The following is a 23,539-nucleotide window of genomic DNA, read 5'->3' on the forward strand; positions in this document are numbered from 1 at the left end:
CCGGCCTTGGTGGCCAGCACGATCTCGTCGCGGGCGACCACGTCGCCGATCAGGGTGGCGATCAGCTCCTCGGACGCGCCGTCGCCGTAGCCGGCCGCGGTGTCGAGGAGCGTGCCGCCCGCCTCGGCGAAGGCGATGAGCTGGTCCCGTGCCTCGTGCTCATCGGTGTCGCGACCCCAGGTCAGCGTGCCGAGACCGAGCCGGGAGACCTTCAGACCGGTGGACCCCAGGGTGCGTTGCTGCATGGAGGCAACCGTATCCGTAGGCTGGCGCGTCGTGTCGGACCTCCTCAAAGCCGTCTTCCTCGGCGTCCTCCAGGGCCTGACCGAGTTCCTCCCCATCTCCAGCAGTGCCCACCTGCGGATCTTCCCGGACCTGTTCGGCTGGGGCGACCCGGGTGCGGCGTTCACGGCGGTGATCCAGATCGGCACCGAGCTCGCGGTGCTCATCTACTTCCGCCACGACCTGTGGCGGATCGGGTCCACCTGGGTGCGCTCGCTCTACCGGCCGGAGTACCGCGGCCAGCTCGACGCCCGGATGGGCTGGTTCATCATCATCGGCTCGCTGCCGATCGTGCTCCTCGGGATCCTCCTCAAGGACACGATCGAGGAGGACTTCCGCAACCTCTGGGTCATCGGCACCACCCTGATCGTGCTGGGGCTGATCCTCGGGATCGCGGACCGGGTGAGCTCCGATCGGCTCCAGATCAAGGACATCCGGCTGCGGGACGCCGTACTCATGGGGCTGGCGCAGGCTTGTGCGCTGGTGCCGGGTGTGTCCCGGTCCGGCGCCACGATCTCGATGGGCCGCTTCCTCGGCTACCAGCGCGAGGCCGCGACTCGGTACGCCTTCCTGCTGGCGATCCCGGCCGTGGTCGGTGCCGGCCTCTTCGAGCTCAAGGAGATCCCGCACGGCGACAACAGCTACGGCTGGGGGCCGACCATCGTGGCGACCGCGGTCTCGTTCCTGGTCGGCTACGCCGCCATTGCCTGGCTCCTGCGCTACGTGTCGACGAACTCCTACCTGCCGTTCGTCATCTACCGGGTCGGACTCGGCTCGCTGACCCTGATCCTGCTGGGCGCCGGGGTGCTCAGCGCCTGATCGAGGACGCGCTCACAGCCAGCCGGAGCGCTTGCTGATGATCCAGACCGTCAAGGACGTCAGCGCCATCAGCATCAGGGCCATCGGGTAGCCGAAGACCCATTCGAGCTCGGGCATATGCACGAAGTTCATGCCGTAGATCGCGCCGATCAGGGCCGGGGCGGCGATCAGCCCGATCATCGCGGAGATCCGCCGCATGTCGTCGTTCTGCCGGACCGTGATCTGGGCCAGGTGCGCGTCGAAGGCGGTGGACAGCAGCGAGTCGAGGCTGTCGACGGTCTCCGACACCCGGGCCAGGTGGTCGCCGACATCCCGGAAGTAGGGCCCGGCCTCCGGATCGACGCCGCGGACCACCCCGGTCGTGAACCGGTTGACCGGCTCGCGCAGCGGCATCACGGCGCGGCGCACCTCCGCGAGCTCGCGCCTGAGCACGTAGATCCGGGCTGCGTCATTGGTCCGCTCCTCGGAGAACACCGAGATCTCCACCTCGTCGACGTCCTCCTGGAGCGACTCGACGACCCGTTCGTAGGCGTCGACGACCTGGTCGCACACCGCGTAGACGACCGCGGAGGGCCCGTGCACCAGAACCTGCTCGCGGTCCTCGAGCGCCAGGCGTGCCTGGTGGAGGGCCCCGCCCTCACCGTGCCGCACCGTGATCACGAAGTCGGATCCCACGAACATGTTGATCTCGCCGGTCTCGACGGCGTCCTCCTCGTCGACGTACCAGAGGGTCTTGAGGATCAGGAACAGGCTGTCCCCGTATCGCTCGAGCTTGGGACGCTGGTGGGCCTTGACGGCATCCTCGACGGCCAGTGTGTGGAGGTCGAAGACCTCCGCAACTGCGTCCAGCTCGCTCTGCTCGGGCTCGTGCAGCCCGACCCAGACGAAGTCCTCGGGGCCGCATCGCTCGCGCACGGCGGACAGGTCCGAGATCTCGCAGTCGACCGGGACCCGCACGCCCTCGCGGTACAAGGCGTTGTCGACGATCACGGCAGCAGGCTATCCCCACTAGAGTCGCCGGCATGGCAACCGTGATCCTCGTGCGCCACGGCCGGTCGACCGCCAACGTGAGCGGCACGCTGGCCGGACGGATGCCCGACGTGCACCTCGACGAGGTCGGCACCGAGCAGGCCGCCCGGGTCGGCGACCGGATCGCCGGCGTCCCGCTCGCCGGCCTGGTCACCAGCCCGCTCGAGCGGTGCCGCGAGACCGCGCAGGCGATCGGGCGGGCCCATCCGGCACGACCTCGCGCCCGGACCGACCGGGGACTGCTGGAGTGTGACTACGGCGACTGGCAGGGCCGGCCGCTCAAGGAGCTGACGAAGGAGAAGCTCTGGAAGTCGGTGCAGGGGCAGCCCTCGCGGGTCGGGTTCCCGGGTGGCGAGACGCTGCCGGAGATGCAGGCCCGCACCGTCGCCGCCGTACGCCGCCGTGACGCCGAGCTCGAGGCCGAGCACGGCCCCGACGCCGTCTGGGTGGCGGTCTCGCACGGCGACCCGCTCAAGTCCGTCCTGGCCGACGCCCTCGGCATGCACCTCGACCTCTTCCAGCGGCTGCACGTCGACCCGGGGTCGGTCTCGGTGGTGCACTACGCCGCCACCCACCCCTACGTCCTGGCCATGAACTCACACGAAGGCGACCTGTCCTGGCTGGCGCCGAAGCGACCGCGCGGTCGGCGCAGGGCCCCGCGCGAGGCCGAGGTGGGCGGTGGCGCCGGTCCGCAGGCCCCTTCGGCCCGGTCATAAGGTGGCGCCATGGCTCTCGTGCACGGATTCGACCCACCGGAGCGTTTCGTCACCGGCACGGTCGGCGAGCCCGGGGAGCGCACCTTCTTCCTCCAGGCCCGCAGCGGCAGCCACCTGATCACGGTGGCGCTGGAGAAGCAGCAGGTGGCAGCCCTGGCCGAGCGGATCGACGAGCTGCTGGACGAGGTGATGGCGAGCCAGGGTGGGGCGGCGACGATCCCCGCCGTCGCGCCGCGTGACCTGGAGGACGCCGAACCGCTCGAGCAGCCGATCGAGGAGGAGTTCCGGGCCGGCACCATGACCCTCTCCTGGGACCCCGGGGACGCCCGGGTCGTGATCGAGGTCTTCCCGTTCACCGAGGCGGCCGTCGTGGCGCCGGACCAGGTCGAGGAGGACTTCGAGGAGCCGGAGCCCGACGAGCTGCTGCTGGTCCGGATCCCCGCCGGCGCGGCCCGCGCCTTCGTCCAGCGGGCCACCCAGGTGCTCGGCGCCGGCCGCCCCAGCTGCCCGTTCTGCGGCAGTCCCGTCGACCCGGAGGGTCACCTGTGCGTCCGGATGAACGGCTTCCGGCGCCGGGACCCGTGAGCGACGTGCTCGACGGCGAGCTGGTGGTCCACGGCCGCATCATGCCCGCCTCGAACGCGACCTTCATCGGTGAGATCGACGGCATCCGCGTCGTCTACAAGCCGGTCACGGGGGAGCGGCCCCTCTGGGACTTCCCCGACCACACCCTCGCCCGGCGCGAGGTGGCGGCGTACGCCGTCTCCGAGGCCCTGGGATGGAACATCGTGCCCCTGACCTGGCTGCGCGACGGGCCGAGCGGCGAGGGCATGGTGCAGCTGTGGAAGGAACCCGACGAGGGCGTCGAGGCAGTGCGGATCGTGCCGGTGGATGCCTTGCCCAGCGGATGGAGACACGTCTTCGACGGGATCGACGGGCTCGACCAGCCGGTGTCGCTGGTGCACGAGGACTCCGCGCCACTGCGTCGGATGGCGGTCTTCGACGTGCTCGTCAACAACGCCGACCGCAAGGGCGGGCACGTGCTGCCGATGGCGGACGGGCACCGCTACGGCGTCGACCACGGCGTCACCTTCCACTCCGAGCCCAAGCTGCGCACGATCCTGTGGGGCTGGCTGGGGGAGCCGATCGACGAGGAGGACCTGGCGGCCGTCGGGGAGCTGTCCGACGCCCTCCGGGGGCCGTTGGGGGTGACCTTGCGGGCACTGCTGGCCGAGCCGGAGGTGGCGTCGCTGGAGCGGCGGTGTGCCCGGATGCTCGAGAAGCGGGTGATGCCGGCGCCCACCGGGGCCGGGCCGGCCATCCCGTGGCCACCGTTCTGATCGGGCCGGGCCGGACCCGGTGACCATCGGGACCGCGCTGCACCCCCGCTAGGCTTCCCGACATGCGCAGCTGGCCGGCCCCGGAGATGCCCACCCTGCCGGTCCGCGGGCCGGCGGTGTCGCTCCACGACACCGTCTCGGGCGCCGTGGTGCCCACCCGACCGGACGGACGGGCCCGCCTCTACGTCTGCGGGATCACGCCGTACGACGCCACCCACATCGGCCATGCGGCGACCTACGTCGCCTTCGACCTGCTCAACCGGGCGTGGCGCAACGCCGGCCACGAGGTCACCTACGTGCAGAACGTGACCGACGTCGACGACCCGCTCCTCGAGCGCGCCGACAAGGTGAACGTCGACTGGGTAGAGCTGGCCGAGCGCGAGACCGAGCTGTTCCGGCAGGACATGTCCGCGCTGCGGGTGCTGCCGCCCGACCACTACATCGGCGCCGTCGAGTCCATCCCCCTGGTGGTCGAGCTGATCCACCGGCTGGAGGCGGCGGGAGCGGTCTACCGGGTGGAGAACGACCTCTACTACTCCGTCACCGCCGACCCCACCTTCGGGCAGGTGTCACGGCTCGACCGCGACGAGATGCTGCGGATCTACGCGGATCGTGGGGGCGACCCCGACCGCGAGGGCAAGAAGGACCCCCTCGACTGTGTCCTGTGGCGCGCTGAGCGACCCGGCGAACCGGCCTGGGACAGCCCGCTGGGGCGTGGCCGGCCGGGCTGGCACGTCGAGTGCACGGCGATGGCGATGGAGTACCTCGGGACCGGATTCGACGTCCAGGGTGGCGGCAGTGACCTCGTGTTCCCGCACCACGAGATGTGTGCGGGGGAGGCACAGGTCGCGGCGCCCGATTCACGCTTCGCCCAGCTCTACGCGCACGCCGGGATGGTCGGGTACGACGGCGAGAAGATGTCGAAGTCGAAGGGCAACCTGGTCTTCGTCTCCCACCTGCGCAACAGCGACGTCGACCCGATGGCGCTTCGCCTCACCCTGCTCCGCCACCACTACCGTGCTGACTGGGAGTGGACCGACCAGCTGCTCTGGGACTCGGTGGACACGCTCGCCGACTGGCGCAAGGCGATCTCCCTGGGCGCCGGTGCCCCCGCCGGCCCGGTGGTGGAGGCCGTCCTGCAGGCCCTCGCCGACGACCTCGACGCGCCCCGCGCCACCGCCGCCGTCGACGCCTGGGTGGCCGCGACCCTCGGCACCGACGGGCTGGCGGACACCAGCGACGCGGAGGCCGCGGTGACCATGCTCAGGCTGCTCGACGCCGCGCTGGGCCTGGCCCTGTAAGGAGCGGAGAGCCGATGGGACCCAACCGGGTGCGCCCCAAGCTGGTGGTCGCCGACGCCGCGGCCGCGCTGGACTTCTACGCGAGGGTCCTCGGAGCCGCCGAGATCGTGCGCTACCACCACGAGGAGCGGATCGTCTTCGCCGAGGCCGAGGTCTTCGGAACGCGGATCACCCTCAAGGACGCGGACGAGCACGACCCCGTCCCGGAGGGGCACGGTCCGATCCTGGACGTCCTCCTCGAGGATCCGGACCGCGTGGCCGACGCGATCGTCGGCGGCGGCGGGTCGATCGTCTTCGAGATGTCCGACCAGCCGTTCGGCGGCCGGTGGGGCAGGGTGCGCGACCCGTTCGGCGTGCAGTGGCTGCTGCACGCGGAGCCGACGATGAGCCCGGAGGAGATCCAGGACGCGCTGCGCGACGGGCCGACGTGATCGCCCGTCGTGATCGCCCGTCGTGATCGCCCGTTCTGACTAGCCGGTGGGCTCGTCGCCCCGGCGCCTGAGGTAGCGCTCGAACTCGCGCGCGATCGCGTCACCCGACGCCTCGGGGAGGTCGGTGGTGTCACGCGTCTCCTCGAGCGCTCGCACGTAGTCGGCGACGTCCTCGTCCTCCTCGGCGAGCTCGTCGACGCCGCGCTCCCACGCCCGCGCGTCCTCCGGCAGGTCGCCGAGCGGGATGCTCACCTCGAGGAGGTCCTCGAGCTGGCCGATCAGGGCCAGCGTCGCCTTCGGGCACGGCGGCTGCGCGACGTAGTGGGGGACCGCCGCCCAGTACGACACCGCGGGGATGTCGAGCCGCACGCACGCGTCCTGGAACACCCCGACGATGCCGGTCGGGCCCTCGTACGTCGACTGCTCCAGCTTGAGCCGGTCCATGAGCTCGGGCTCGGTGGCCGTCCCCGTCACCGGGATCGGCCGGGTGTGGGGCGTGTCGGCGAGCAGGGCGCCGAGGGTCACGACGAGCTGGCCCCCCAGCTCGTCGCAGGCCGCGAGCAGCTCGGCGCAGAACTGGCGCCAGCGCATGTTCGGCTCGATGCCGCGGAGCAGGATGATGTCGCGGTCGAGATCGGGGGGTGACGCGACGGCGATCTGGGTGCTGGGCCAGGTGAGCCTGCGGTGTCCGCGCTCGTCGGTGCCCACCAGGGGACGGTTGACCTGGAAGTCGTAGAAGTCCTCGGGGTCGATGGCCCCGACGGTCCGGGCGTTCCAGACGGTCATCAGGTGGTCGACCACCGAGGAGGCAGCGTCAGCGGCGTCGTTCCAGCCTTCGAACGCGGCGATCACCACGGGGTCGACCAGGTCCGGGGCATCCTGGATCTCGATCACGCGTCAACACTAGTCATGCGGGCGTGATGCGCCCGGTCCGACACGGGCGCGCGGCGGTCTCGCGGGCCCCCGAGGATGCGGAGGTTTGGCCCCCGGGGTGTCACGATGCGGGAATGCTGTCCACGCCTCGGGCGCTGTTCCTAGGCTGACGACACCGTGCCCCGCGAAAGGAATGCCGTGCCAGAGTCGCCCCGTACGCACGCCACCGAGGCGCTGACCCAGGCCCTGCAGGAGCGGATCCTGGTCATCGACGGCGCCATGGGCACCCTGATCCAGGGATTCGCGCCCGGAGAGGCAGAGTTCCGCGGGGACCGGTTCGCCGACTGGGAGCTCGACGTCAAGGGCAACAGCGACCTGCTCAGCCTCACCCAGCCGGACATGATCCGCTCGATCCACCGCCAGTACCTCGAGGCCGGCGCGGACATCGTGCTGACCAACACGTTCACGGCGACCTCGATCGCCCAGGCGGACTACGGCATGCAGGACCTGGCCCGTGAGCTCAACGAGGCCGCGGCGCGCCTGGCCCGCGAGGTCTGCGACGAGTTCTCGACGAGCGAGCGCCCACGGTTCGCGGCCGGATCCCTCGGCCCCACCAACCGCACCGCCTCGATCAGCCCCGACGTCAACGACCCCGGCGCCCGCAACGTCTCCTACGACGAGCTGGTCGCGGCGTACCTCGACCAGGCGAGGGGCCTCGTCGACGGCGGCGTGGACCTCCTGCTGGTCGAGACCGTCTTCGACACCCTCAACGCCAAGGCCGCGATCTTCGCCCTCGAGACCCTGTTCGAGGAGCACGGCCGCCGCTGGCCGGTGATCATCTCGGGGACCATCACCGACGCGTCCGGGCGAACTCTCTCCGGCCAGGTGACCGAGGCCTTCTGGAACTCCGTGCGCCACGTCCGCCCCCTCGCCGTGGGGCTCAACTGCGCGTTGGGTGCCGCGGACCTGCGGCCCTACGTCGCCGAGCTGAGCCGCCTCGCGGACACCTGCGTGTCGACCCACCCGAACGCCGGGCTGCCCAACGCGTTCGGCGAGTACGACGAGACGCCCGACCAGATGGCCAAGGTCGTGGGGGAGTTCGCGACCAGCGGGATCGTCAACATCGTCGGTGGCTGCTGCGGCACCACCCCCGCCCACATCGAGGCGCTGGCCGGCGCCGTGGCCGGCGTGGCGCCGCGGTCCTTCGCCGAGCCGGACCGGGCGATGCGGTTGTCCGGGCTGGAGCCGCTGAACGTCACCGAGGAGAGCCTGTTCGTCAACGTCGGCGAGCGCACCAACATCACCGGCTCCGCCCGCTTCCGCAAGCTGATCAAGGACGGCGACTACGACACCGCGCTGTCCGTCGCGGCACAGCAGGTCGAGAACGGCGCCCAGGTGATCGACGTCAACATGGACGAGGGCATGATCGACGGCGTCGCCGCGATGGACCGGTTCCTCAAGCTGGTCGCCGGGGAGCCCGACATCAGCCGGGTCCCCGTCATGGTCGACTCCTCCAAGTGGGAGGTCATCGAGGCCGGGCTCAAGTGCGTGCAGGGCAAGCCCATCGTCAACTCGATCTCCATGAAGGAGGGCGAGGAGAAGTTCATCGAGCAGGCGACCCTGTGCCGCAAGTACGGCGCCGCGGCCGTCGTCATGGCCTTCGACGAGGACGGCCAGGCCGACACCCTCGAGCGGCGCAAGGTGATCTGCGAGCGGGCCTACCGCATCCTCACCGAGCAGGTCGGGTTCCCGGCCGAGGACATCATCTTCGACCCGAACGTCTTCGCGGTCGCCACGGGCATCGAGGAGCACGCCACCTACGGCCAGGACTTCATCGAAGCCACCCGCTGGATCAAGGAGAACCTCCCGGGCGCCCTGGTGTCCGGCGGCATCTCGAACGTGAGCTTCTCCTTCCGCGGCAACAACCCGGTCCGCGAGGCGATCCACGCCGTCTTCCTCTTCCACGCGATCGAGGCCGGCCTCGACATGGGCATCGTCAACGCCGGCACGCTGGCGGTCTACGACGAGGTGGACCCGGAGCTGCGGGAGCGGATCGAGGACGTCGTCCTCAACCGGCGGCCGGACGCCGCCGAACGGCTGCTCGAGATCGCCGAGGAGCACAACCGCACCGAGGAGGGTGAGGCCGAGGCGGTGGACGAGTGGCGCTCATTGCCCGTGTCCGAGCGGATCACCCACGCCCTGGTCAAGGGCATCGACACCTACACCGAGGACGACACCGAGGAGCTGCGCGCCGAGATCTCCGAGCGCGGCGGCCGTCCCATCGAGGTCATCGAAGGGCCTCTGATGGACGGCATGAACGTCGTCGGTGACCTGTTCGGCGCCGGGAAGATGTTCCTGCCGCAGGTGGTGAAGTCGGCGCGCGTGATGAAGAAGGCCGTTGCCTACCTGATCCCGTTCATCGAGCAGGAGAAGCTCGACAACCCGGAGCTCGCCACCGCCAAGGAGACCAACGGCACCATCGTGATGGCCACGGTCAAGGGCGATGTCCACGACATCGGCAAGAACATCGTCGGGGTCGTCCTGCAGTGCAACAACTACGAGGTCGTCGACCTCGGGGTCATGGTGCCCGCGCAGAAGATCCTGGACACCGCCCAGGAGGTCGGCGCCGACCTCATCGGCCTCTCGGGGCTCATCACGCCGTCCCTGGACGAGATGGTCAACTTCGCGACCGAGATGCAGCGCCAGGGGCTCGAGCTGCCGCTGCTGATCGGCGGCGCGACCACCTCGCGCGCCCACACCGCCGTCAAGGTGGACCCGAAGTACGACGGTCCCGTGGTCTGGGTCAAGGACGCCTCCCGGTCCGTGCCCACGGCGGCCGCGCTGCTCCACAGCGAGCAGCGAAAGGCCCTGCTCGAGGCCCAGCGGACCGACTACGACGCCCTCCGGGCCCGGCACGCGACCAAGCAGGAACGCCCCAAGCAGACCCTCCAGGGCGCGCGGGACAACCGGACCCCGATCGACTGGGAGGGCTACCAGCCCCCGGCGCCCAAGCAGCCCGGCGTCCACGTCCTCGACGACTACGACCTCGCCGAGCTGCGCGACTACATCGACTGGCAGCCGTTCTTCAACGCCTGGGAGATGAAGGGGAAGTTCCCCGACATCCTCAACAACCCGGGCACCGGCGAGCAGGCGCGCAAGCTGTACGACGACGCGCAGGAGATGCTCGACCGGCTCATCGAGGAGAAGTGGGTGACCGCGCGGGCGGTGTTCGGGTTCTTCCCGGCCAGGGCCGTCGGTGACGACATCGAGCTGCTCGACGAGTCCGGGGACGAGGTGCGGACCGTCCTGCACCAGCTGCGGCAGCAGGGTGAGCACCGCGCCGGCGTACCCAACCGGAGCCTGTCCGACTTCGTCGCGCCGAAGGAGTCGGGACTGACGGACCACGTCGGGGCGTTCGCGGTCACGGCCGGGATCGGACTCGAGGAGAAGGTCCGGGAGTTCAGGGACGCCCTCGACGACTACAGCGCGATCATGGCCGAGGCGCTCGCGGACCGGCTGGCCGAGGCATTGGCCGAGCGCCTCCACGAGCGGGTGCGCACCGAGTTCTGGGGCCACGAGAACGACGAGGACCTGAGCAACGAGGAGCTGATCGCGGAGCGCTACAAGGGCATCCGTCCCGCTCCGGGATATCCCGCGTGTCCCGACCACACGGAGAAGCAGACGCTCTGGGAGCTGCTGGACGTGGAGGAGAGCGTCGGGATCAAGCTCACCGAGTCGATGGCGATGTGGCCGGGGGCCGCCGTGTCCGGGTACTACTACAGCCACCCCGAGTCGCAGTACTTCGTGGTCGGTCGCCTCGCCCGCGACCAGGTCGAGGACTATGCGAAGCGCAAGGGCTGGACCCTCGCCGAGGCCGAGCGGTGGCTGTCGGCGAACCTCGGCTACGACCCCGATGACTGAGTTGCGGTCGGCGGTCACCTCACTGGGTTTCGACACGCCCGGTCGCGACCTCGTGCCTCGGTTGCGCGGGCTGCTCAACCACCCATGAGCGACCCCGCTGACGCGTGGTCGCTCCCGGCGGCCGTTCTGTGGGACATGGACGGCACGCTCGTCGACACCGAGCCGTGCTGGATCGAGGCCGAGTTCGCGCTCGCCGAGCGGTACGGCGGCACCTGGAGTCGTGAGCACGCGCTGAACCTGGTCGGCAACGACCTGATCGTCTCGGGCCGCTACATCCGCGAGCACATGGGGATCGACCTCGAGCCGTCGCTCATCGTGGAGGAGCTGCTCGACGGGGTCATCGCCTCGGTCGAGCGCGCGGTGCCCTGGCGCCCCGGAGCGGTCCGGCTGCTGGCCGGCCTGCGCGAGCACGACGTCCCGTGCGCCCTGGTCACGATGTCCTACCGCCGCTTCGCGGCCCCGATCCTGGCGGCGCTCCCGGAGGGCACGTTCGCGGAGGTGATCACCGGCGACGCGGTGCTGCACGGCAAGCCGCATCCGGAGCCCTATCGCAAGGCCGCGCGTGCGCTGGGGGTTGACCCGGCCGCCTGCCTGGCGATCGAGGACTCCAACACCGGCGCCAGGTCCGCCGAGGCAGCCGGCTGCACGGTGCTCGTCGTCCCCAACCACGTGCCCGTGCTGCCGGGGGACCGCCGCGTGTTCGTCGACTCGCTGGCCGATGTGCAGGTCGGCTCCCTGCCGGGGGTGCGTGACGCATCCGTCTAGACGACGGAGGGGTCGAGTGAGACGGCCTGGCGGACGGACCGAGCACGACCCCAGCACGAGGTCACGCCCGAGGAGGCGGCGGCGCGGGTGTGGGCCCGGGCGCGTCGACGTCCTCCGGAGTGAGGGCGCCGGAGTCGGTGTGGACCACCGGGGCCGGGAGCGGTGGGGGAGTTCCACCGAACGCCGGACACAGAGCGTGGTGGGCGCACCAGTCGCACAGCTTCGACGGGTTGGGCCGCCAGTCCCCGCTCTCCTCCGCCCTGCGGATCGCGTGCCAGATGGCCTCGACCTTGCGCTCGGTCGCGAGGAGGTCCTGCTCGTCGGGGACGTAGCGCATGATCTCGCTGTTGCCGAGGTAGACCAGCTGCAGCATCGCGGGGATCACGCCACGGGTGCGCCAGATGACGAGGGCGTAGAACTTCATCTGGAACAGCGCCTTGGCCTCGTAGCGCTCGCCGGGGGACCGGCCGGTCTTGTAGTCGACGACCCGGATGTCGCCGTTGGGGGCGATGTCGACGCGGTCCACGAACCCCCGCAGCAGCAGCCGCGAGTCGAGCAGCGTCTCCACGTAGAGCTCCCGCTCCGCCGGCTCGAGGCGTCGTGGGTCCTCCAGGGTGAAGTAGCGGTCGAGCACCTCCCGGCAGGTGACCAGCCAGCTGTCGACGTCGGGACCCTCCTCGCCGGAGGCGGAGAACATCTCGGCGATCTCGGGCTCCTCGGCGAGCAGCGCCTGCCAGGTCGGGACCAGCATGGAGCGGGCCCGCTCAGGGGTGCGACCCGCGGCCGGCAGGTCGTAGAGGTCCTCCAGCACCTTGTGGACCAGGCTGCCGCGGACGGCGTCGGGCGAGGACGGCTCGGGCAGCCGGTCGATGGTGCGGAAGCGGTAGAGCAGCGGGCAGGACATGAAGTCGCCGGCCCGGCTCGGGGAGAGGGCACCGAGCACCTCGACGCCGTCGACCGCGGTCGACACGCGCTCGGCGGGAGAGCCGGACTGCTGCTCGATGCTCATGGGCCCGACCCTAGGCGACCGCGCCGACAGGGGGCCGACAGCGGCGAGGGGAGGCGTGGCGGTGTCGGATAATGTCGCAACGTGCCTGACCAACCAGTACGCCGGCCTCCGGGGACCATCCGGATCGGGTCGATCGCGGGCAGCGACGTACTGGTCTCCAGCTCCTGGTTCATCGTCGCCGGACTGGTCGCGGTCCTGGTGGCGCCCCGGGTGGACCAGGTCCAGCCGGGCCTCGGCCCGTGGAAGTACGTCGCCGGGCTGGCGTTCGCCGTCGTGCTCTACCTGTCGGTGCTGCTCCACGAGGCGTCCCACGCGGTGATGGCCCGGCGCTACGGCTTCCCGGTCAGCTCGATCACCCTCCACTTCCTGGGTGGCATGACCGCCATCGAGGGGGAGGCGAACAAGCCGCGCCAGGAGTTCATGATCGCCGTCGTCGGCCCGCTGACGTCGCTCGCCGTCGGCGCCGGCGCGGTGGGACTGTGGTTCGTCACCCCCGAGGGCCTGCTGCGGATGGCCGTGGAGGGGCTGGCCGGCGCCAACCTGCTGGTCGGTGTCCTCAACCTCGTCCCGGGGCTGCCCCTCGACGGCGGGCGAGTGCTGAAGTCGGTGGTGTGGGGGGCGACCGGCAACGTCCATCGCGGCACCATCGTCGCGGGATGGGGCGGTCGGGTCACCGCGGTGGCCGTCATCTGCTGGCCGATCGCCCAGGAGAGCGTCCTGGGCAGGCCGCCCGACTTCCTCGACTTCATCCTGGCCTTCGTCATCGCGTTGTTCCTCTGGTCGGGCGCGACCTCCGCCATGGCCTCGGCCCGGCTCCGCCGGCGACTGCCCGGCCTCGTGGCCCGGGACCTCGCCCGGCGCACCCTGACCGTCCCCGACGACCTGCCCCTCGGCGAGGCGGTGCGCCGCGCGCAGGAGGCCGAGGCCGGCGGCATCGTGACGGTGACCAGTGGCGGTCGGCCGACCGGCGTCGTCAACGAGGCGGCGCTCCTGGCCACCCCCGAGGGCCGGCGCCCGTGGGTGGCCGTGTCCACGGTGGCGCGCACCCTCGACGACGGACTGAGCCTGCCGGTCGGGATCAGCGGCGAGGAGCTGATCCTCGCGATCAGTCGCAACCCGGCCTCGGAGTACCTGCTCGTCGAGGAGGACGGCTCGATCTACGGCGTCCTCACCACCGCCGACGTCGACCGCGCGTTCCGGGAGACCCGTCAGTAGGGTTCCCGGCATGACAGCCTCGACCGGTGGTGGAGACGTCGCGCCCGAGGCATGGTCGGGGGTCCATCGTGGCCCGCTCCGTGCCGGGGAGTGGGTGCGCCTGACCGACAGCAAGGGACGGCGGCACAACATCTGCCTCGAGCCCGGCAAGCGGTTCTTCTCCAACCGCGGCCACTTCGACCACGACGAGCTGATCGGGCGCGAGGAGGGATTCACCGTCTCGTCCTCCGCGGGCGGTGAGTACCTCGTCTTCCGGCCGCTCCTGTCGGAGTTCGTCGTCTCCATGCCCCGGGGTGCGGCCGTGGTCTACCCCAAGGACGCCGCCCAGATCGTGGCGATGGCCGACATCTTCCCCGGGGCGCACGTCGTCGAGGCCGGGGTCGGTTCGGGCGCGCTCACCTGTTCCCTGCTCCGCGCGGTGGGCCCGCACGGCAGGGTGTCGTCGTACGAGCGTCGTGAGGAGTTCGCCGACGTCGCGCGGCAGAACGTGACGCAGTTCTTCGACGGGGACCATCCCGCCTGGCGCCTGTCGATCGGCGACCTGGCGGAAGCGCTGCCGAGGGAGGAGGAGCCGGTCGACCGGGTGATCCTCGACATGCTGGCGCCGTGGGACTGCCTCGAGGCCACGGCCGGCGCGCTGCGGCCGGGCGGGATCGTCTGCGCCTACGTGGCCACCACCACCCAGCTCTCGCGGTTCGTCGAGACGACGCGGGCGCACGGCGGCTTCACCGAGCCCGCCGTCTGGGAGTCGCTGGTGCGGGACTGGCACGTCGAGGGCCTCGCCGTGCGCCCGGGCCACAAGATGATCGGGCACACCGCGTTCCTCGTCACCGCCCGACGGATGGCGCCGGGCGAGCGGCCGCCGATGAAGAAGCGCCGTCCCGCGCCGGGCGCCTACGGACCCGACTACACGGGTCCCCGGCCGCCGGATCTGCCTCCGCAGGTGCTGGAGGAGGAGCTCGACTCCTGAGCGACCTAGGCTTAATTGTGACCAACACCTGTCGAAGTGCGCGTCGCGCGTCACGCCGTACGGGTAATGTCTCGAACGTCAGGAGGTGACATCGATGTCTACATCCGAAGGTACGACGGGCTCGTCCGGTCGCTCGCATGACGAGCTGGTGTCCCAGGTGCGCTTCCTCGAGGCCGAGGTGTCCGACCTGCGGCGCAGGCTCGGGGAGTCCCCCGGCCACTCGCGCGGGCTGGAGCTGAGGCTCGCCGACACGCAGCGGTCCCTGGCCGCGGTCACCTCCCAGAACGAACGCCTCGCCGAGACGCTCCGCGAGGCGCGCGACCAGATCATGAAGCTCAAGGAGGAGGTCGACCGGCTGGCGCAGCCGCCCGCCGGCTTCGGCACGTTCCTCGCACGCAACGAGGACGACTCCATCGACGTCTTCACCGGTGGGCGCAAGCTCCGCGTCAACGTGAGCCCGAGCGTCGACCTCGACGAGCTGGTCCGGGGCCAGGAGGTCATGCTCAACGAGGCCCTCAACGTGGTCGCCGCGCTCGACTTCGAGGAGGTCGGCGAGGTCGTCATGTTCAAGGAGCTGCTCGACGACGGCGAGCGCGTGCTCGTCATCGCCAACGCCGACGAGGAGCGCGTCGTACGCCTCGCCGAGCCCCTGCGCGCCCTCACGCTGCGCGCCGGTGACTCCCTGCTGCTCGACTCACGTGCCGGCTACGTCTACGAGAAGGTGCCCAAGTCCGAGGTCGAGGAGCTGGTCCTGGAGGAGGTCCCCGACATCGAGTACGGCTCGATCGGTGGCCTGGTCAACCAGATCGACCAGATCCGTGACGCCGTCGAGCTGCCCTACCTCCACCCCGACCTGTTCAAGGAGCACCAGCTCAAGCCGCCGAAGGGCGTCCTGCTCTACGGCCCCCCCGGATGCGGAAAGACGCTGATCGCCAAGGCGGTCGCGAACTCGCTGGCCAAGAAGGTCGCGGCCAAGACCGGCCAGGACGGCGGGACGGCCGGGAAGTCCTACTTCCTCAACATCAAGGGCCCCGAGCTGCTCAACAAGTACGTCGGCGAGACCGAGCGGCACATCCGGCTCGTCTTCCAGCGGGCCCGCGAGAAGGCCAGCGGGGGCACCCCGGTGATCGTGTTCTTCGACGAGATGGACTCCCTGTTCCGCACCCGCGGCTCGGGCGTCTCCTCCGACGTCGAGAACACCATCGTCCCGCAGCTGCTCAGCGAGATCGACGGGGTCGAGCTCCTCGAGAACGTCCTGGTCATCGGTGCCTCGAACCGGGAGGACATGATCGACCCCGCGATCCTGCGTCCCGGACGCCTCGACGTGAAGATCAAGATCGAGCGCCCAGACGCCGAGTCGGCCCGTGACATCTTCAGCAAGTACCTCACCTCCGACCTGCCGCTGCACGCCGACGACCTCGCCGAGTTCGGTGACGACCGCGACGCCTGCGTGGCCGGCATGATCCAGGCGGCGGTGGAGCGGATGTACACCGAGACCGAGGAGAACCGCTTCCTGGAGGTCACCTACGCCAACGGCGACAAGGAGATCCTGTACTTCAAGGACTTCAACTCCGGGGCCATGATCCAGAACATCGTCGACCGGGCCAAGAAGATGGCGATCAAGGACCTCCTCGAGCACCAGCAGAAGGGGCTGCGGATCTCGCACCTGCTGCAGGCGTGCGTCGACGAGTTCAAGGAGAACGAGGACCTGCCCAACACCACCAACCCCGACGACTGGGCACGCATCTCCGGCAAGAAGGGCGAGCGCATCGTCTTCATCCGGACGCTCATCACGGGCAAGGGCGGTACCGAGCCGGGGCGCTCGATCGACACGGTGTCCAACACCGGCCAGTACCTCTGACGGGGGACGGTCCGGACGCTGCGCTGCGGGGTCTTTTTCGGCGTTCTGCCCAAGATCGGCCCGCGAGCGCATAGTTTTGACCGGTGGCGCGTCTACAACGCCCGTTCTCGGGGAGCAGTGCATCGCATCGTGCTGCGCCCTCGCGAACGCGGTTCGTCGCCCTCGCGGCGGTGCTGGCGCTCCCCCTGACGGTGACCGCGTCCGGCGCCTTCTCGAGCGCGTCGGTGTCTCGCGAGAGCTCGCCGACAGGCTCGCAGGTGACCGCGGGCCTGCTGCCCGCCCCGGAGGACCGGTCGGCGGACCAGGGGGTGAGGGTGTCGCGGTCGCACCACGCTGCGCGCAAGGTCGAGGTGACCAGCCCGAAGGGCACCCGCACCTGGTCCGCCAGCGCACTCACCGACCACGGCTTGCCGTCCGCGGCCCGGCGCGCCTACGAAGGCGCGGCCGAGGCAATGGCCGCGACCGACCCGTCCTGCCAGCTCCCGTGGACCCTGCTGGCCGGCGTCGGCCGCGTCGAGTCCGACCACGGCCGGTACGGCGGCTCCGTGCTCGGCGAGAACGGCGTCTCCCACCCGCTCATCATCGGGGTGGCGCTGAACGGGGCAGGTCCGGTCGCGGCGATCCGCGACACGGACAACGGCCGGCTCGACCGGGACACGGTGTGGGACCGGGCGGTCGGACCGATGCAGTTCATCCCGTCGACGTGGGCAGGCGCGGCACGCGACGGTGACGGGGACGGCGTCGAGTCGCCGAACGACATCGACGACGCCGCGCTCGCCGCGGCGGCGTACCTGTGCTCGGGCTCGGGCTCCGTGCTCAGCGAGAGCGCGATGAGCGCGGCGATCTACCGCTACAACGCATCTGATGAGTACGTCGCGCTGGTGATGGCGATGGAGGAGGGGTACCGGACCGGGGTCTTCATCATGCCGGTCTCGGTCACGGCCGAACCGTCGCCGGACCGAGCGGGGAACAAGGGGCGACCCGGGCGCGGGCACCAGAACGACGGGCGGAAGCCCGGCTCCGGCGCCACCTCCTCGACGAAGCCCCATGGCACGCCCGGGGGGAAGCCGAACCAGGACGACCCCAGCGGTCCACCGCCGTCCGGTGGCGGCGGCAACGACGACGGCGGCACCCCCACCCCCGAGCCGAAACCGCCGAAGAAGCCGCCCAAGAAGCCGCCGGCTCCGGCGACGGAGAAGAAGGTCGGGACCCTTGCCCCGTGTGGCGCCACCTGGTGCCTCGACGGCTGGACCCTCGATCTCGGCGGCGAGGCCACGCTCGCGAAGGCTGCCGCCCACGACTACAACCACAACGAGGTCGCCGGCGAGACCAACCAGCAGGAGCTCGACGGACTGTCCGGGGCCAAGGTGAGCGTCGTGGTGAGCTTCGGGACCGCGACCGTCCTCGAGATCGAGGGCCTGCCCTACCCGTGAACCCGCGCGAGCCCCTCGGCGGTCAGCCGGGGGACGTCGCCCGGCCGAGGTACCCGTAGGTCCACGGTCGCATGACCCGGGGGCCTGGCTGGTACTCCGCCCGGAGCTCGGTGATCTCCAGCCCGGCACCCCGGACCAGCGCCGGGACGTCGCGGCTGAGGTGGCAGCCGGCGAAGGCCCGCTTCTGCACCGGCTCGAGCCGGCGCTGCCACGCGGCGACTCCGGGGTCGGGGGCGAGCCCGTGCTCGAGGAAGTGGAGGGAGGCACCCGGTCTGAGGACGCGGCGCACCTCCGCGACTGCCAGGGCGGGGTCGGCGATGGTGCACAGGCTGAACGTCACGAGGGCGGCGTCGAAGGAGGAGTCCTCCTCGGCCAGGTGCTGCCCGTCCAGCCCGGTGCGGTGGATGGGGAGGTCGGTGTGCGAGCGCCGCCGCTCCGAGAGCCGCCAGCCGACGTCGGACGGCTCGACGGCCGAGACGGAGGAGACCGCTTCGGGGTAGAACCTGATGTTGAGACCGCTGCCGAAGCCGATCTCCAGCACCCGTCCGCGCAGCCCGCGGCAGGCCTCCTGCCGCAGCTCGGCGATCTCCTCGGTCCGCAGCGCCACGTCGGTCAGGTGGGGCACCACCCGCTCGCTCCACCAGGTCATGCTCACCACGCCTCGCGATCAGTAGGAATGCCGCACGTCCATCACGGCCCGGATCCGCTCCTCGTCGTACTCCTCGCCGAGCCAGGCGTACAGCGGTGCCAGCCCGGACGGGTTGCCGGCGTAGTCGTCGTAGTGGACGCGGAACGCGGCGTCCCCCAAGGACTCACCGACCTCGAGGATCCGTCGTTCGCGCTCCACCAGTCGAGCCTCGGCGTCCGGGACCTCTCCCCACCACTTGCTCCTCGAGACCGCCTGGAGGTCTCGGGTGTTCACCACGAAGCGGGCACCGGGGAACACCAGCCGCAGCCACTCGACGTAGTCGCCGACGTCGTCGGCGCCCCACCGGATCTCCTTGAACCCCGTGACCCGGGTGTCGCTCTCGGGGCGCAGCAGCGTCTCGAGCGCCAGCCGGCGGGTGCCCACGAGCGACCTCTTCACCGCGAAGTTGTCCATGCCGTAGAAGGGGTGGGTCGCGGTGCTGCCACCCTCGGGCAGCCCTCGTCGCCGCTGGACCCTCCGCTGGATCCTCCGCTGCTGGACCGCGCGGGTGTGGAACTCGTGGACGTGGCGCAGCACCTGACGGTTCTCACCGCGGATCAGGTAGCCCGGGATGGAGTTGAGCACCCCCTGGAGGAGGGTCGAGCCGGACCGCCCGTAGGTGATGACGAACAGGAAGGAGAGCTTCCGGCGGGACCGGGCGGGTGTCACACGCACGCGGCCATTCAAGCACCCGCCGGGCGGGGCGCGGCCGCAGGTGAGCCGCACAGCGTACGCTCGTCGACATGACCACCCCACCGCGCCGCTCGCTGCGCTCACGCCTCGCCGGGGACCCCGGATGAGCGTGAGGCGGGTCATGGGCACCGAGGTGGAGTACGGCATCTCCGTGCAGGGCCAGCCCACGGCCAACCCGATGGTCGCCTCCTCGCAGGTCGTCAACGCCTATGCGTCCGCCACGGTCCGGGCCCGTCGCGCCCGGTGGGACTTCGAGGAGGAGTCGCCGCTGCGGGACGCCCGCGGCTTCGACATGTCGCGCCAGGTGGCCGATCCCTCGCAGCTGACCGACGAGGACATGGGGCTCGCCAACGTCATCCTCACCAACGGCGCCCGCCTCTACGTCGACCACGCCCATCCCGAGTACTCCACGCCCGAGGTCACCACCCCGCTCGACGTCGTGCGCTGGGACAAGGCGGGGGAGCAGGTGATGCTCGACGCCTCACGCCGCGCCAGCCAGCTGCCCGGCGGGGCGCCGATCGTGCTCTACAAGAACAACACCGACAACAAGGGCGCCTCCTACGGTGCCCACGAGAACTACCTGATGCGGCGGTCCACGCCGTTCGGCGACATCGTCCGGCACCTGACGCCGTTCTTCGTCAGCCGCCAGGTGGTGTGCGGCGCCGGCCGGGTCGGGATCGGTCAGGACGGTCGGGAGCACGGTTTCCAGATCAGCCAGCGGGCCGACTACTTCGAGGTCGAGGTGGGCCTCGAGACCACGCTGAAGCGCCCCATCATCAACACGCGCGACGAGCCCCACGCCGACCCGGAGAAGTACCGCCGGCTCCACGTGATCCTCGGCGACGCCAACCTCGCCGAGGTGTCGACGTACCTCAAGGTCGGCACCACCGCGCTGGTCCTCTCGATGATCGAGGACCGCTTCCTGAGCCAGGACTTCACCGTCGAGGGCGCGGTCTCGGCGCTGCGGGCGGTTTCCCACGACCCGACGCTGCGGCAGACGGTCACGCTCACCGACGGCCGGAAGCTCACCGCCGTCCAGCTCCAGATGGAGTACCTCGACCTGGCCAAGAAGTACGTCGAGGACCGGTACGGATCCGACGCCGACAGCCAGACCGTCGACGTGCTGCGCCGCTGGGAGTCGGTGCTCGACCGCCTCGAGCGCGACCCCATGCTCTGCGCCACCGAGCTGGACTGGGTGGCCAAGCTCAAGCTGCTCGACCAGTACCGCCACCGTGACGGCATCGACTGGGACGACGCGAAGCTGCAGCTCATCGACTACCAGTACTCCGACATCCGCCCGGAGAAGGGGCTCTACCACCGGCTCGTCGGCATGGGCCGGATCGAGCGGCTCCTCGACGACGGGTTGATCGAGGTCGCGATGCACGACCCGCCGGAGGAGACCCGCGCCTACTTCCGCGGCCGCTGCCTGGAGAAGTACGCCGACCACGTGGCCGCCGCCTCCTGGGACTCGGTGATCTTCGACCTCCCCGGTCGCGAGTCGCTGCAGCGGGTGCCGACGATCGACCCGCTCCGCGGCAGTCGCGCCCACGTCGGGGAGCTCCTCGATCGCTGTGACACCGCCGAGGCGCTCTTCGCCGCCCTGACGCGAACCTGACTCGCTGACAGTTTTCTGCCCGCGTCGCCCGACTGGGAACCATGGAGTGGATAGGGTCGGGGCATGGCACAGGAGCGTAAGCAGCCGCGGAAGTCGTCGGAGACCGAGGACGCCACCGAAGTCGCGCCCGAGTCCGACGTGGCCGAGCGCAAGGAAGCACTCGACGACGACGTCGACGCGATCCTCGACGAGATCGACGACGTGCTCGAGACCAACGCCGAGGACTTCGTGAAGTCGTTCATCCAGAAGGGTGGCCAGTGATCACCCCACGGAATCACTCGCTGCGCTCGGATTCCGCGGGGACCCCGAAGTGAGCGACCCCCGCCTGCCGGCGGCCTACCTGGTGCCGGGCTCCTCGTCGTTCAGCGACTTCCTGTCCGCCCAGTCGCCCGACCTCCTGCCGTCGCGGCGCACGGTGCCGCAGGGCCACGCCGGCGACCTCGCGCCGCACGGAACGACCATCGTCGCCGCGACCTTTCCCGGCGGAGTGGTCATGGCCGGTGACCGGCGGGCGACGATGGGCAACATCATCGCCCAGCGCGACATCGAGAAGGTCTTCCCCGCCGACGAGTTCTCGGCGGTGGGCATCGCCGGGTCGGCCGGGCTCGCCGTCGAGGTGGTGCGGCTGTTCCAGACCGAGCTGGAGCACTACGAGAAGATCGAGGGCACGACCCTGTCGACCGACGGCAAGGCCAACCGGCTGGCGGCCCTGATCCGCGCCAACCTGGGGATGGCGATGCAGGGGCTGGCCGTCGTACCCCTCTTCGCCGGCTACGACCTCACGGTCGACCAGGGCCGGATCTTCAGCTACGACGTGACCGGCGGTCGCTACGAGGAGACGGCGTTCCACGCGGTCGGCTCCGGATCCCTGTTCGCCCGGGGCTCGCTGAAGAAGCTCTACCGCGAGGACCTCGACGAGGAGGGCTGCGTGACCGCGGTCGTCCAGGCCCTCTACGACGCCGCCGACGACGACTCCGCGACCGGCGGGCCGGACCTGACCCGGCGGATCTTCCCGGTCGTCCAGGTGATCACGGCCGACGGTGGTCGGCGGATGCCCGACGCCGACGTGGCCGACATCGCCGACCGGATGATCGCGGGACGGATGAACCGTCCCGACGGCCCGGCCGCACCTCTGACCTGAGAGAGCTGACCTCCCCATGAGCATGCCGTTCTACGTCTCGCCCGAGCAGCTGATGAAGGACCGGGCCGACTTCGCGCGCAAGGGCATCGCCCGCGGCCGCTCGGTCGTCGCCGTCCAGTACGCCGACGGGATCCTGTTCGTCTCCGAGAACCCCTCCCAGGCCCTCCACAAGGTGTCGGAGATCTACGACCGGATCGCCTTCGCGGCAGTCGGCCGCTACAACGAGTTCGAGAACCTCCGGATCGCCGGCGTCCGCCTCGCCGACATGCGGGGGTATGCCTACGACCGTCGCGACGTGACCGGACGCGGGCTGGCGAACGCCTACGCCCAGACCCTGGGCACGATCTTCTCCAGCGGCGGCGAGAAGCCGTACGAGGTGGAGATCTTCGTCGCCGAGATCGGCGACTCTGCGGACGAGGACCAGCTCTACCGGCTGACCTATGACGGGCAGGTGGCCGACGAGCACGGCTACGCCGTGATGGGCGGAGCCGCCGACGTGGTGGCCGAGCACCTCGCGGAGCACTATGCCGAGGGCGCCTCGCTGGAGGCCGCTCTGCGGCTCGCCGTGGCTGCACTCGGGCACTCCGGGAACGACAAGGCCGGTGCGGCGGACCGGGTGGTGCCGGTGGACCATCTCGAGGTCGCGGTCCTCGACCGCACGCGGGTCCAGCCGCGCAAGTTCAGCCGGCTGCGTCCGGTCCGTCTCCGGCAGCTGCTGGGGGAGCGCGGCCCGGAGACCGCCGGTGCCCCGAACGACGAGGACGGTCGCCCGAACGCGTCCCCCACACCTGCCGCCACCGACGACCCGGCCGACCCGACCGACCAGGTGAGCGGCAGCGTGCCGCCGCTGGAGGACCCGACCACCGGCGAACCGCCGGTCGCCCCACCCCCGCCCGACCCGTCAGATCCGCTCTGACCGGAGCGCGAGTGCCGCGTCGACCAGGGACACGCGTGACAACGACGGCACCTGGCTGAGCGGGATCCAACGGGCCTCGTCGGTGGTCCCGTCCACCTCGTTCCGGAGCTCGCCACCGACGATCCGGGCGTCGTACACCAGGCGCAGTGACTTCATCGGTCGCCCTGGCGGATCGAGCCTGTCCCCGGCCCGGACGAGGTGCGTGTCCACCCCGAGGAGCCCGAGCAGCTCGACGTCGTACCCGGTCTCCTCCTGGAGCTCGCGAACGGCTCCCTCGGCCGGCGTCTCGTCGAACTCGACGCCGCCGCCCGGCATCGTCCACCGGGGTTGGTCGCCCTCGTTCCACCTCGCCAGGAGCACGCGGTCGTGCTCGTCCAGGATCAGCGCGTAGGCGGCCAGGCGGGTGTCGTAGTCGCGGAAGTCCACGGGCCACCAGCCTACGCACGAGCGACGCCGTCGGCGTGTCGCGCGTAACCGCATCGGATGCCCTGCGTTGGGCCGTACAGGGGAGGTACGACCGA

General features: G+C 70.7%; 23 protein-coding genes. 16 read left to right on the forward strand and 7 right to left on the reverse strand.

The window, feature by feature from the left end; all coding sequences use genetic code 11:
• A partial coding sequence (locus tag VFN12_RS05905) for an aldo/keto reductase (RefSeq protein WP_325117675.1) occupies positions 1-245 on the reverse strand: 245 nt, incomplete at its 3' end.
• Between the two features lie 31 nt (positions 246-276).
• Here VFN12_RS05905 and VFN12_RS05910 point away from each other — a divergent pair.
• Entirely contained in the window at positions 277-1,101 is an 825-nt protein-coding gene (locus VFN12_RS05910; protein WP_325117676.1) for an undecaprenyl-diphosphate phosphatase, read from the forward strand.
• Between the two features lie 12 nt (positions 1,102-1,113).
• Here VFN12_RS05910 and corA read toward each other — a convergent pair whose 3' ends face one another.
• Positions 1,114-2,091 carry a magnesium/cobalt transporter CorA gene (gene corA, locus VFN12_RS05915; RefSeq protein ID WP_325117677.1) on the reverse strand — a complete coding sequence of 326 codons (978 nt, stop codon included), beginning with the start codon at positions 2,089-2,091 and terminating at the stop codon, positions 1,114-1,116.
• A gap of 32 nt (positions 2,092-2,123) precedes the next feature.
• Here corA and VFN12_RS05920 point away from each other — a divergent pair, with 32 nt between their 5' ends.
• The 5 genes from VFN12_RS05920 to VFN12_RS05940 all read left to right on the forward strand — a co-directional run bounded on the left by VFN12_RS05920 (position 2,124) and on the right by VFN12_RS05940 (position 5,918).
• Positions 2,124-2,846, forward strand: coding sequence for a histidine phosphatase family protein (locus VFN12_RS05920; RefSeq protein ID WP_325117678.1), 723 nt, complete (start codon positions 2,124-2,126; stop codon positions 2,844-2,846).
• Positions 2,847-2,855: 9 nt separating this feature from the next.
• Positions 2,856-3,431: a DUF3090 domain-containing protein gene (locus VFN12_RS05925; RefSeq protein ID WP_325117679.1), complete on the forward strand. Its 576-nt coding sequence runs from the start codon at positions 2,856-2,858 to the stop codon at positions 3,429-3,431.
• A complete protein-coding gene (locus tag VFN12_RS05930; protein WP_325117681.1) occupies positions 3,428-4,186 on the forward strand; it encodes an SCO1664 family protein in 759 nt (252 codons plus the stop codon). The genes VFN12_RS05925 and VFN12_RS05930 overlap by 4 nt, the downstream gene beginning before the upstream one ends.
• 62 nt (positions 4,187-4,248) lie before the next feature.
• Entirely contained in the window at positions 4,249-5,487 is a 1,239-nt protein-coding gene (mshC, locus tag VFN12_RS05935) for a cysteine--1-D-myo-inosityl 2-amino-2-deoxy-alpha-D-glucopyranoside ligase (protein ID WP_325117682.1), read from the forward strand.
• A 14-nt stretch (positions 5,488-5,501) separates the two neighbouring features.
• Entirely contained in the window at positions 5,502-5,918 is a 417-nt protein-coding gene (locus VFN12_RS05940; protein WP_325117683.1) for a VOC family protein, read from the forward strand.
• A 39-nt stretch (positions 5,919-5,957) separates the two neighbouring features.
• On the opposite strand, the gene VFN12_RS05945 is transcribed toward VFN12_RS05940, so the two are convergent.
• Positions 5,958-6,812 carry a PAC2 family protein gene (locus VFN12_RS05945; RefSeq protein WP_325117684.1) on the reverse strand — a complete coding sequence of 285 codons (855 nt, stop codon included), beginning with the start codon at positions 6,810-6,812 and terminating at the stop codon, positions 5,958-5,960.
• Positions 6,813-6,989: 177 nt separating this feature from the next.
• Between VFN12_RS05945 and metH the strand changes: the two genes are divergently transcribed.
• Together metH and VFN12_RS05955 are read left to right on the forward strand one after the other, a co-directional pair.
• The gene (metH, locus tag VFN12_RS05950) at positions 6,990-10,712 is read left to right on the forward strand and encodes a methionine synthase (RefSeq protein WP_325117685.1); all 3,723 of its coding nucleotides are present in this window, start codon (positions 6,990-6,992) and stop codon (positions 10,710-10,712) included.
• Positions 10,713-10,796: 84 nt separating this feature from the next.
• Positions 10,797-11,477, forward strand: coding sequence for an HAD family phosphatase (locus VFN12_RS05955; protein ID WP_325117687.1), 681 nt, complete (start codon positions 10,797-10,799; stop codon positions 11,475-11,477).
• A gap of 61 nt (positions 11,478-11,538) precedes the next feature.
• Here the strand turns inward: VFN12_RS05955 and VFN12_RS05960 are convergent, their stop codons facing one another.
• Entirely contained in the window at positions 11,539-12,486 is a 948-nt protein-coding gene (locus VFN12_RS05960; RefSeq protein ID WP_325117688.1) for a PD-(D/E)XK nuclease family protein, read from the reverse strand.
• Positions 12,487-12,567: 81 nt separating this feature from the next.
• Here VFN12_RS05960 and VFN12_RS05965 point away from each other — a divergent pair, with 81 nt between their 5' ends.
• From VFN12_RS05965 to VFN12_RS05980, 4 genes are all read left to right on the forward strand, one after another.
• Positions 12,568-13,701: a site-2 protease family protein gene (locus VFN12_RS05965; RefSeq protein WP_325117689.1), complete on the forward strand. Its 1,134-nt coding sequence runs from the start codon at positions 12,568-12,570 to the stop codon at positions 13,699-13,701.
• A 10-nt stretch (positions 13,702-13,711) separates the two neighbouring features.
• Positions 13,712-14,671: a tRNA (adenine-N1)-methyltransferase gene (locus VFN12_RS05970; RefSeq protein ID WP_325117690.1), complete on the forward strand. Its 960-nt coding sequence runs from the start codon at positions 13,712-13,714 to the stop codon at positions 14,669-14,671.
• Positions 14,672-14,765: 94 nt separating this feature from the next.
• Positions 14,766-16,532, forward strand: a complete 1,767-nt coding sequence (gene arc / locus VFN12_RS05975; RefSeq protein ID WP_325117691.1) for a proteasome ATPase — start codon at positions 14,766-14,768, stop codon at positions 16,530-16,532.
• A gap of 257 nt (positions 16,533-16,789) precedes the next feature.
• Positions 16,790-17,965, forward strand: a complete 1,176-nt coding sequence (locus VFN12_RS05980) for a lytic transglycosylase domain-containing protein (RefSeq protein ID WP_325117692.1) — start codon at positions 16,790-16,792, stop codon at positions 17,963-17,965.
• A 22-nt stretch (positions 17,966-17,987) separates the two neighbouring features.
• Here VFN12_RS05980 and VFN12_RS05985 read toward each other — a convergent pair whose 3' ends face one another.
• A complete protein-coding gene (locus VFN12_RS05985) occupies positions 17,988-18,614 on the reverse strand; it encodes a class I SAM-dependent methyltransferase (protein ID WP_325117693.1) in 627 nt (208 codons plus the stop codon).
• Positions 18,615-18,632: 18 nt separating this feature from the next.
• Complete coding sequence (locus tag VFN12_RS05990) at positions 18,633-19,328, reverse strand: sulfotransferase (RefSeq protein WP_325117694.1); 696 nt, start codon at positions 19,326-19,328, stop codon at positions 18,633-18,635.
• Positions 19,329-19,449: 121 nt separating this feature from the next.
• On the opposite strand from VFN12_RS05990, the gene dop reads away from it, so the two are divergent.
• The 4 genes from dop (at position 19,450) to prcA (ending at position 23,018) form a co-directional block, all read left to right on the forward strand.
• Positions 19,450-20,961 (forward strand): depupylase/deamidase Dop, encoded by a 1,512-nt coding sequence (gene dop, locus VFN12_RS05995; protein WP_349256021.1) that lies wholly within the window; start codon positions 19,450-19,452, stop codon positions 20,959-20,961.
• 63 nt (positions 20,962-21,024) lie between these two features.
• Positions 21,025-21,222: a ubiquitin-like protein Pup gene (locus tag VFN12_RS06000; protein WP_325117696.1), complete on the forward strand. Its 198-nt coding sequence runs from the start codon at positions 21,025-21,027 to the stop codon at positions 21,220-21,222.
• A gap of 49 nt (positions 21,223-21,271) precedes the next feature.
• Entirely contained in the window at positions 21,272-22,102 is an 831-nt protein-coding gene (gene prcB, locus VFN12_RS06005) for a proteasome subunit beta (RefSeq protein ID WP_325117697.1), read from the forward strand.
• Positions 22,103-22,118: 16 nt separating this feature from the next.
• Complete coding sequence (gene prcA / locus VFN12_RS06010; protein ID WP_325117698.1) at positions 22,119-23,018, forward strand: proteasome subunit alpha; 900 nt, start codon at positions 22,119-22,121, stop codon at positions 23,016-23,018.
• Here prcA and VFN12_RS06015 read toward each other — a convergent pair.
• A complete protein-coding gene (locus tag VFN12_RS06015; RefSeq protein WP_325117699.1) occupies positions 23,004-23,444 on the reverse strand; it encodes an NUDIX hydrolase in 441 nt (146 codons plus the stop codon). The two genes, prcA and VFN12_RS06015, sit on opposite strands and share 15 nt — an antisense overlap.
• Between the last annotated feature and the right edge of the window lie 95 nt (positions 23,445-23,539).

This window comes from Nocardioides sp. (assembly GCF_035703625.1).
Classification (GTDB): domain Bacteria; phylum Actinomycetota; class Actinomycetes; order Propionibacteriales; family Nocardioidaceae; genus Nocardioides.

Excerpts from the sequence above, each read along its gene's own strand:
- VFN12_RS05920 (WP_325117678.1), top strand. The coding sequence starts at position 2,124 with ATGGCAACCGTGATCCTCGTGCGCCACGGCCGGTCGACCGCCAACGTG.
- VFN12_RS05925 (WP_325117679.1), top strand. The coding sequence starts at position 2,856 with ATGGCTCTCGTGCACGGATTCGACCCACCGGAGCGTTTCGTCACCGGC.
- mshC (WP_325117682.1), top strand. The coding sequence starts at position 4,249 with ATGCGCAGCTGGCCGGCCCCGGAGATGCCCACCCTGCCGGTCCGCGGG.
- VFN12_RS05940 (WP_325117683.1), top strand. The coding sequence starts at position 5,502 with ATGGGACCCAACCGGGTGCGCCCCAAGCTGGTGGTCGCCGACGCCGCG.
- VFN12_RS05955 (WP_325117687.1), top strand. The coding sequence starts at position 10,797 with ATGAGCGACCCCGCTGACGCGTGGTCGCTCCCGGCGGCCGTTCTGTGG.
- VFN12_RS05960 (WP_325117688.1), bottom strand. The coding sequence starts at position 12,486 with ATGAGCATCGAGCAGCAGTCCGGCTCTCCCGCCGAGCGCGTGTCGACC.
- VFN12_RS05970 (WP_325117690.1), top strand. The coding sequence starts at position 13,712 with ATGACAGCCTCGACCGGTGGTGGAGACGTCGCGCCCGAGGCATGGTCG.
- arc (WP_325117691.1), top strand. The coding sequence starts at position 14,766 with ATGTCTACATCCGAAGGTACGACGGGCTCGTCCGGTCGCTCGCATGAC.
- VFN12_RS05985 (WP_325117693.1), bottom strand. The coding sequence starts at position 18,614 with ATGACCTGGTGGAGCGAGCGGGTGGTGCCCCACCTGACCGACGTGGCG.
- dop (WP_349256021.1), top strand. The coding sequence starts at position 19,450 with ATGAGCGTGAGGCGGGTCATGGGCACCGAGGTGGAGTACGGCATCTCC.
- VFN12_RS06000 (WP_325117696.1), top strand. The coding sequence starts at position 21,025 with ATGGCACAGGAGCGTAAGCAGCCGCGGAAGTCGTCGGAGACCGAGGAC.
- prcA (WP_325117698.1), top strand. The coding sequence starts at position 22,119 with ATGAGCATGCCGTTCTACGTCTCGCCCGAGCAGCTGATGAAGGACCGG.